This is a genomic window from Paracoccus lutimaris (genome assembly GCF_003337565.1).
GTDB lineage: Bacteria > Pseudomonadota > Alphaproteobacteria > Rhodobacterales > Rhodobacteraceae > Paracoccus > Paracoccus lutimaris.
Map to the genome: position 1 here is coordinate 1 of NZ_QPJL01000055.1, position 5,874 is coordinate 5,874.

A 5,874-nucleotide genomic window follows, 5' to 3' on the forward strand; every position below is an offset into this window, starting at 1 on the left:
TTTCGGCTGGATGTGGGTCGAGCTTGGGCTGCAGGAACATCGGAAATGAAGGGCGACAAGACAGTCTGCGATGATGATCTGCGGGGGAGGGCGCGTGGGCTACATCAACACCACATCAACCCGCGACTGCGGGCTTCGTGCCGGTCTTGCGCGTGAATCCGTGCGAACGCTGATGTTTGTGAGTGTGAAAATCACGCGATAACAAAGGCTTGCCTCGTAAATGGCTGAAATTTCTGATTATTCGGTTTTGCCCTGCCATGGGCTCATAACCTGAAGGTCGCAGGTTCAAATCCTGCTCCCGCAACCAAAATATACCAAATTATCAAACACTTAAGCGCTGCCCTCCGGGGTGGCGTTTGCGTTTCCACCGCCCATGGAAGCACTGTGGAAGCAAGAGGGGCCGAAGTCCTTCGTATCTCTGCGTAAATCGCACCGCCGTGATGGCCAGGTGCTTACCTCATGGTAGTGCAGACGTTCCTCGTGTACGCGATCACGGCTTGACCTCGCGCAAATACCAACTGAAGCTGATTAGGGCTAATCTGGCCTAGGCAGGATGATGTTATCATTCAGAATTTAGGTGAGCGACACGTGTCTTTGATCTCCGCGCCCAACGTTGCTGAAGGAAGTTGGCTGGTAGGACCACAGCCAAGCATTACGAAACGCCTCGACTCTCTCGACGGTGTCGCGTTCCTCGGGGTCGATTTCGGAACATCCACGACCGTCGTCAGCTTGATTAGCCGTGGCGATTCGGGGCGAGCGATCACTGTCCGGCCGCTCACCATTTCACAGCCAAGTCTGCATGGCGGCGTCGTTCGCGATGAGATCGTCAACAGCGTTCTGGCTTTTCGCAACGATACACTCCTCTTTGGTCGGGATGCCTACAACCTGCGTTCCCGCTCAACCGAAGGTCGCAACTCTTTTTCGTCGTTCAAGATGGGCTTGGGCCTCGACCTAGGTCCCGAATTTGGGGCAACTGTCCTTCCAGCCGGGCGAGTCCCGGGCATCACCATTGAGCGGCCAGCCGACGCCGCTCGCGAGTTCTTCAAACTGCTGACGCACGCGGTTCATGACGAACTTGCGAAATTGGGGATGACGCGGGGCGCTCGCTTCGCGTTTTCTGTGCCTGCGGCATTCCAAGCGAACCAGCGTCGCGACCTCATGGCCGCCATACGTGGTTGCGGGATTGAGGTAGACGAGAGCTGTCTTATCGACGAGCCCAACGCCGCGTTCCTAAGCTACATCCATGAGGTCGCTCGATCGCCAGATGGACAGGACTTGGTTGAGCGCGCTAAGCGCGAAAAGATCAGCGTTTTGGTTTATGATCTAGGGGCTGGGACCTGTGATGTTTCGCTTCTGGATTTCTCTATTGCTGGCGAGCGAGTGACGTCACGGAATCGAGCCATCTCCAAGTTTACCGCTCTTGGTGGGGATGACATCGATCACGAAATTGCGCGGCGCGTTCTTTCAGGCCAATTGCGGCAGGCTGACGGATCGGAAGTTGAGTTTACCGCACTCGACATCGAAGAGAAGGTGGTTCCGGCGCTCGCCCCGGCGGCGGAGAAACTCAAGGTGACGATCTCAAAGATGTTGGCCGACAAAGGAATCGGTCGCTTGGAAGAGGCACGGCGGTTACCTGACTCAGTGTTCGAAACACAGGCAGTGCCAAGCTTCAAGCTACGCGGCGCTGCCGTCGGCATTGAGATTCCGGCCCTGTCGCTGCATCAGTTCCTCGATATCTTGGTTCCATTTTGCGGGCTGCGGAGCGGTCCTGAGGCCGGCCGACACCTTGTAGGCCCCGTTCACGACGTCCTTGACAAGGCTTCGCTTGACCCAAGCGAAGTGGATGCAGTGCTGTTCATCGGTGGCAGTGCCCAGAATCCGCTGATCCGCGCGGCGGTTATGGACGCCTTCCCGCCCGAGGTGCGTGAAGTGGTTCCCCGAAACCTTCGTGCCCTCGTGTCTCAAGGCGCGGCCATTCATAGCTTGGGCCTGCACGCGTTTGGTTTCGACTTCATCGCACCGATCACCTCTGAGGCGATTTCTGTGATGGCACGTGGCAACGTACTTGAAACCCTAATCCCAGCCTCGACATCGGTCCCGACCGAAGCTCCCTTTGTGATTGAACTGTCGATCCCCGAGGACGGCCAGCGGCAGCTGGACGTCCCGATATGTTCTGGTGGCCGGGACAGGCTGGTTGGAATTGTGTCGGTCAAACCGATTGGCGCAAATGGTTTCTCGCGCGGCGATGCGGTGGTTGTCACTGGGCGGCTGAGCAAGGAGAAGCTTCTTGATGTCACCGTGGCGGTGGCGGGAAGAACGGCACGGGTGGAGATCATGAACCCGCTTTCGAATTCGGCGACATCGCCAGCCGAGTTGGCCATGTTGCGCGAAAAGCAGCGTTTCAACGAGTCGATGCTCCGCAACGGTGGCCGGCCAGAGGCGAGTGTTGTGAAGGCTTACAGCCAAGCCGCAGCCAAGGCGGGCGAGCACGAGTTGGCCGCTGATCTCCTCGTGGCACTGGAGCGGATCACTCCGGGAAGCGACCACGCGACCAATATCTGCTTCCACTACTCGATGGCGGGGCGCGATCGGGCAAGTCACGAATGGGCTGCGATTGCTCATCGGCGGAGGCCGACGGCACTAACGGCGCACAACCTCGCCTGCGGAGAACGGGACACAGCTGAAAAAGAGCGGCTGCTGCGGGAAGCGATTGACCGCGATCCAGGCTACACAGCATCGGCTACGATGCTCGCCAAAATGATTGAGAACCGCAATCCGACCGAGGCGAAGCAACTGCGCGAACGCATCGTTGCGGATCTTGAACCCGAGATCCACTCGACGAATACAGACCTGAAAGAGTTGAGGCGGCTGCGGGACGCCGCCGTTAGGACGGGCCGCACGGCCGTTGCTGAGCGGGCGGAGGTCGAGATCAATCGACGCGAGCGCGAAGTTGCGACTCGCGATGCTGTGTTCCGCGAAGAGAACCTCGCACAGGGTCGAGAAAGCGGTCGACTCCTCGGGCCGGAGAGTTGACGTGACTTGGTTCAAGGGGGCCAACGACCTGAGCCAGTTGCAGCTAAGTCTGGTCGAGCGGGTCGTCGACCGTATTCGCGCCACGCCGGGCGGCGCGGTTTTCTGGGTCCAAGGTGGCGCAGGCTCAGGTAAGACTATCGTGCTCTCTCATATTGCCCGGCGTTTGATGGCTGAGCAGCCCGGCTTGCATATTGTGTTCTTGACCTACACCCACGCTTTGGCAGGCATGATCCGGCAGGCGGTGAAAGAGTCGGGCACCAAAGCAGAGGTTTCGACCCACCTCCGATTCTTGAATTCACAACAGAAGCGCGTGGACGTTATCCTGCTCGATGAAATTCAAGACGTTAAGCGTGCGGACTTGGAGGCGTTGCGGCGTCGCTGCACTCACCTCGTTGCGGCCGGCGACTGTGAACAACGCATCTACGAAGTGATGAATACTGAGGCCGCCATCGACGAAGTCATCCGTTTCGAGAAAGGTCGCTTGCTTGAGCTTTTTCGAATTACCAAGTTCATAGTTCGCGCGGTGAGGACGGTCTTGCCCGGCACCCAACTCGCCGAGAACGACGTTCGCAAGCTGCGCGATGTCACCGCGGCGGTGAAGAGGTTCGACAATCCTAGGCTTGAGACGCGCTGGACTTACGACGAGGCCTTGGCGTTGGCACGTCCTAAGTACCCCTCGGCCATTCTCCTGCCGAACCATCGTGCTGTCCTCGATTTTTGCCGGGTATTGGCAGAAGATCTGGGAATTGCGACGACCGGCCCTAAGGTCGAGGTAAAGAATGGTCGAGTAGTGGACTATCGGGAACTTAACGCCCATTTCGAAGCTCACCGAATGCCAGTCCGGTACTTCGGCAATGGAATAGGCGATTTGTCGGATGCGGACGGGCGCCCGCTCGTCTTTATTATGACCTATCACAGTTCGAAAGGGCTCGATTTCGATGTCGTCCACATGCCCGGATTAGTTTCAACAATGCAGATCATTCCGACCCGAGCGTTGGAGGAAGCACCCGACCTTGATCGTACGCTGTTTTTTGTTGCGATGACTCGCTCGCGCGAGCGCTTGGTTATGAGCTATTCTGGAAGTCACGCGCACGCCTTCGTTGAGGGGCTTCCGCGAGATGCGGTGGCGTTCAGCGAACATATAGAAACGCCGGACGAAGAAGAGGATATCCTGTTTTGACGCGCCACGAAGCCGTTGTGCTCAGCTATCTTGAATGGGTCCGGCTGATTGGTGTCGGCGCAATCCGCCTCGACGAAAAGCGGATTGTCCGGTGGCGTCCGGAAGGAGCCGATCCGGCCCAAGTGGTTGCCGATCTCATGCTGGACGCGCCCGACCTCGGGACCTCCGCGACAAGCTTTATCCTTGCGATGCTCGAGCCAGAAGTGCTCGACCGGATACGAGAGGGCGGGATCTACCTTGGAAAGCGCCTAAATCTTGATGCTGTGCGCTCTTTCCACTCGTTCGGCGACACGGCATTGGCGGTCCACAGGCATGATGCCAAGTTAGCAGGTGTCGCGATCGATCTGACCCCACTCGCCGATGGTTGGGCGCCGTGGGTGGCGGCAGTAGAGGCGGCGGACCGTCGGGCTCGAGGCGAGGCGCTGTTGGCGATATTCGGAATACCGCGTTGCGACAACTTTTTTGGGGTTTTGGAACGGCTGACTGACCTTGAACGTTGCATTGCGCTTGATGACATCGTCCGCGCCCGCGACAGCATGTTTTTCGGCTGGGCTTGTGTCCTCAATGCTCAGAAAGTGAGCACTGGTGTGGCCCCAGTACTGCCAGTAGATGTCAGGGGCGAGGCCGAAGCCCTGCGACGCGACTTCAATGTCGATCAGCCATTCCTGGCTCGAGCTCCACGTCTTTGCGACTTTGTTGCAAGCTTGACTGCTGAGGGTGAACGGCCGACGGATCTCTTGGTGATGGCGTCGCTAAAACAACACGAGCGCTATGTCATCAAGCGGGAGGGCGCCGCACTCGACATCCCGAGCTTGGTCGACGACATTCGCTTTTTGGAAGCACTCAACGTCGGGGCTGCAGGGTTGCTCATCCAAGCACTCGGCGAGCGCCTGCCGGGCGAACTGATCCAGGCCCTGAAGGTTCGAGGCGTGATCCGCTTGGTCGCGTCGGACGGCGTGGCCACATTGGCATCGGACACATCCGTCCGGACGCCGGATAAAGTTGATCAAATAGAAGTTTCTCCGAAGATCAATCAGTCCTTGTCGCCGCAACCCATTGAAGCAATTAAGTCTGTTGAGGGACGCACGGTGCCGGCGATCATAAACGAACAGACTGCCCATGACCCCGTCGTGACTGCGCCCCTGCTTAATGACGATGTTCCGAGCATTTCTTGCGGCGAGGCTACAACCGAGACACGGCAAGAGGCCGAAGCGGCGCTCGACTCTCCCGCTCCCTCTGGACCTTCTTCGACGCCGAGCCGTCTCGATCAGAAACTGGAACCCCTCCCGACAAATCCAGAGTCAGAGAATCCATCAGACACTGAGGCATCACTTGGTTCCGAAGTTAGGAAGCCGGAGGAGGTCTCGGCTGGACCTAAGTCGAAGCCTGGTGCGACCAAGTCGAAATCCAAGCGGCCAAGGAAGCAGAAGGATCAGCCAAGCCTATTGGATATCCCCTAGGTGCCACTACCCCCCCGGAACTGCCAAGCAAGCATTTCTCATCCATGATCGACTTAAGGCCGACCTGGGTTGTTGATTGCCACTGAGATTTGACCCGGCATTGTCAGCGCAACATGATGATCAGCGCAGCACCCGCGGGATCATGACGCATGACGGGTTCCTTTCCGGGTGCGCAGCCCATCATAGCGCGCGACATTGGCC

General features: G+C 58.2%; 3 protein-coding genes. All 3 read left to right on the forward strand.

Annotated features, from left to right (window positions below):
- Positions 1–588: 588 nt before the first annotated feature.
- Genes DFP89_RS19470 through DFP89_RS19480 form a run of 3 tightly spaced genes read left to right on the forward strand, consistent with a single transcriptional unit; the run spans position 589 to position 5,673 of the window.
- Positions 589–3,033 carry an Hsp70 family protein gene (locus tag DFP89_RS19470; protein ID WP_114350977.1) on the forward strand — a complete coding sequence of 815 codons (2,445 nt, stop codon included), beginning with the start codon at positions 589–591 and terminating at the stop codon, positions 3,031–3,033.
- 1 nt (position 3,034) lies between these two features.
- On the forward strand, positions 3,035–4,213 hold the full coding sequence (locus DFP89_RS19475) for a 3'-5' exonuclease (protein ID WP_181870407.1): 1,179 nt from the start codon (positions 3,035–3,037) through the stop codon (positions 4,211–4,213).
- Positions 4,210–5,673 carry a hypothetical protein gene (locus DFP89_RS19480; RefSeq protein WP_114350979.1) on the forward strand — a complete coding sequence of 488 codons (1,464 nt, stop codon included), beginning with the start codon at positions 4,210–4,212 and terminating at the stop codon, positions 5,671–5,673. The genes DFP89_RS19475 and DFP89_RS19480 overlap by 4 nt, the downstream gene beginning before the upstream one ends.
- Positions 5,674–5,874: the final 201 nt, after the last annotated feature.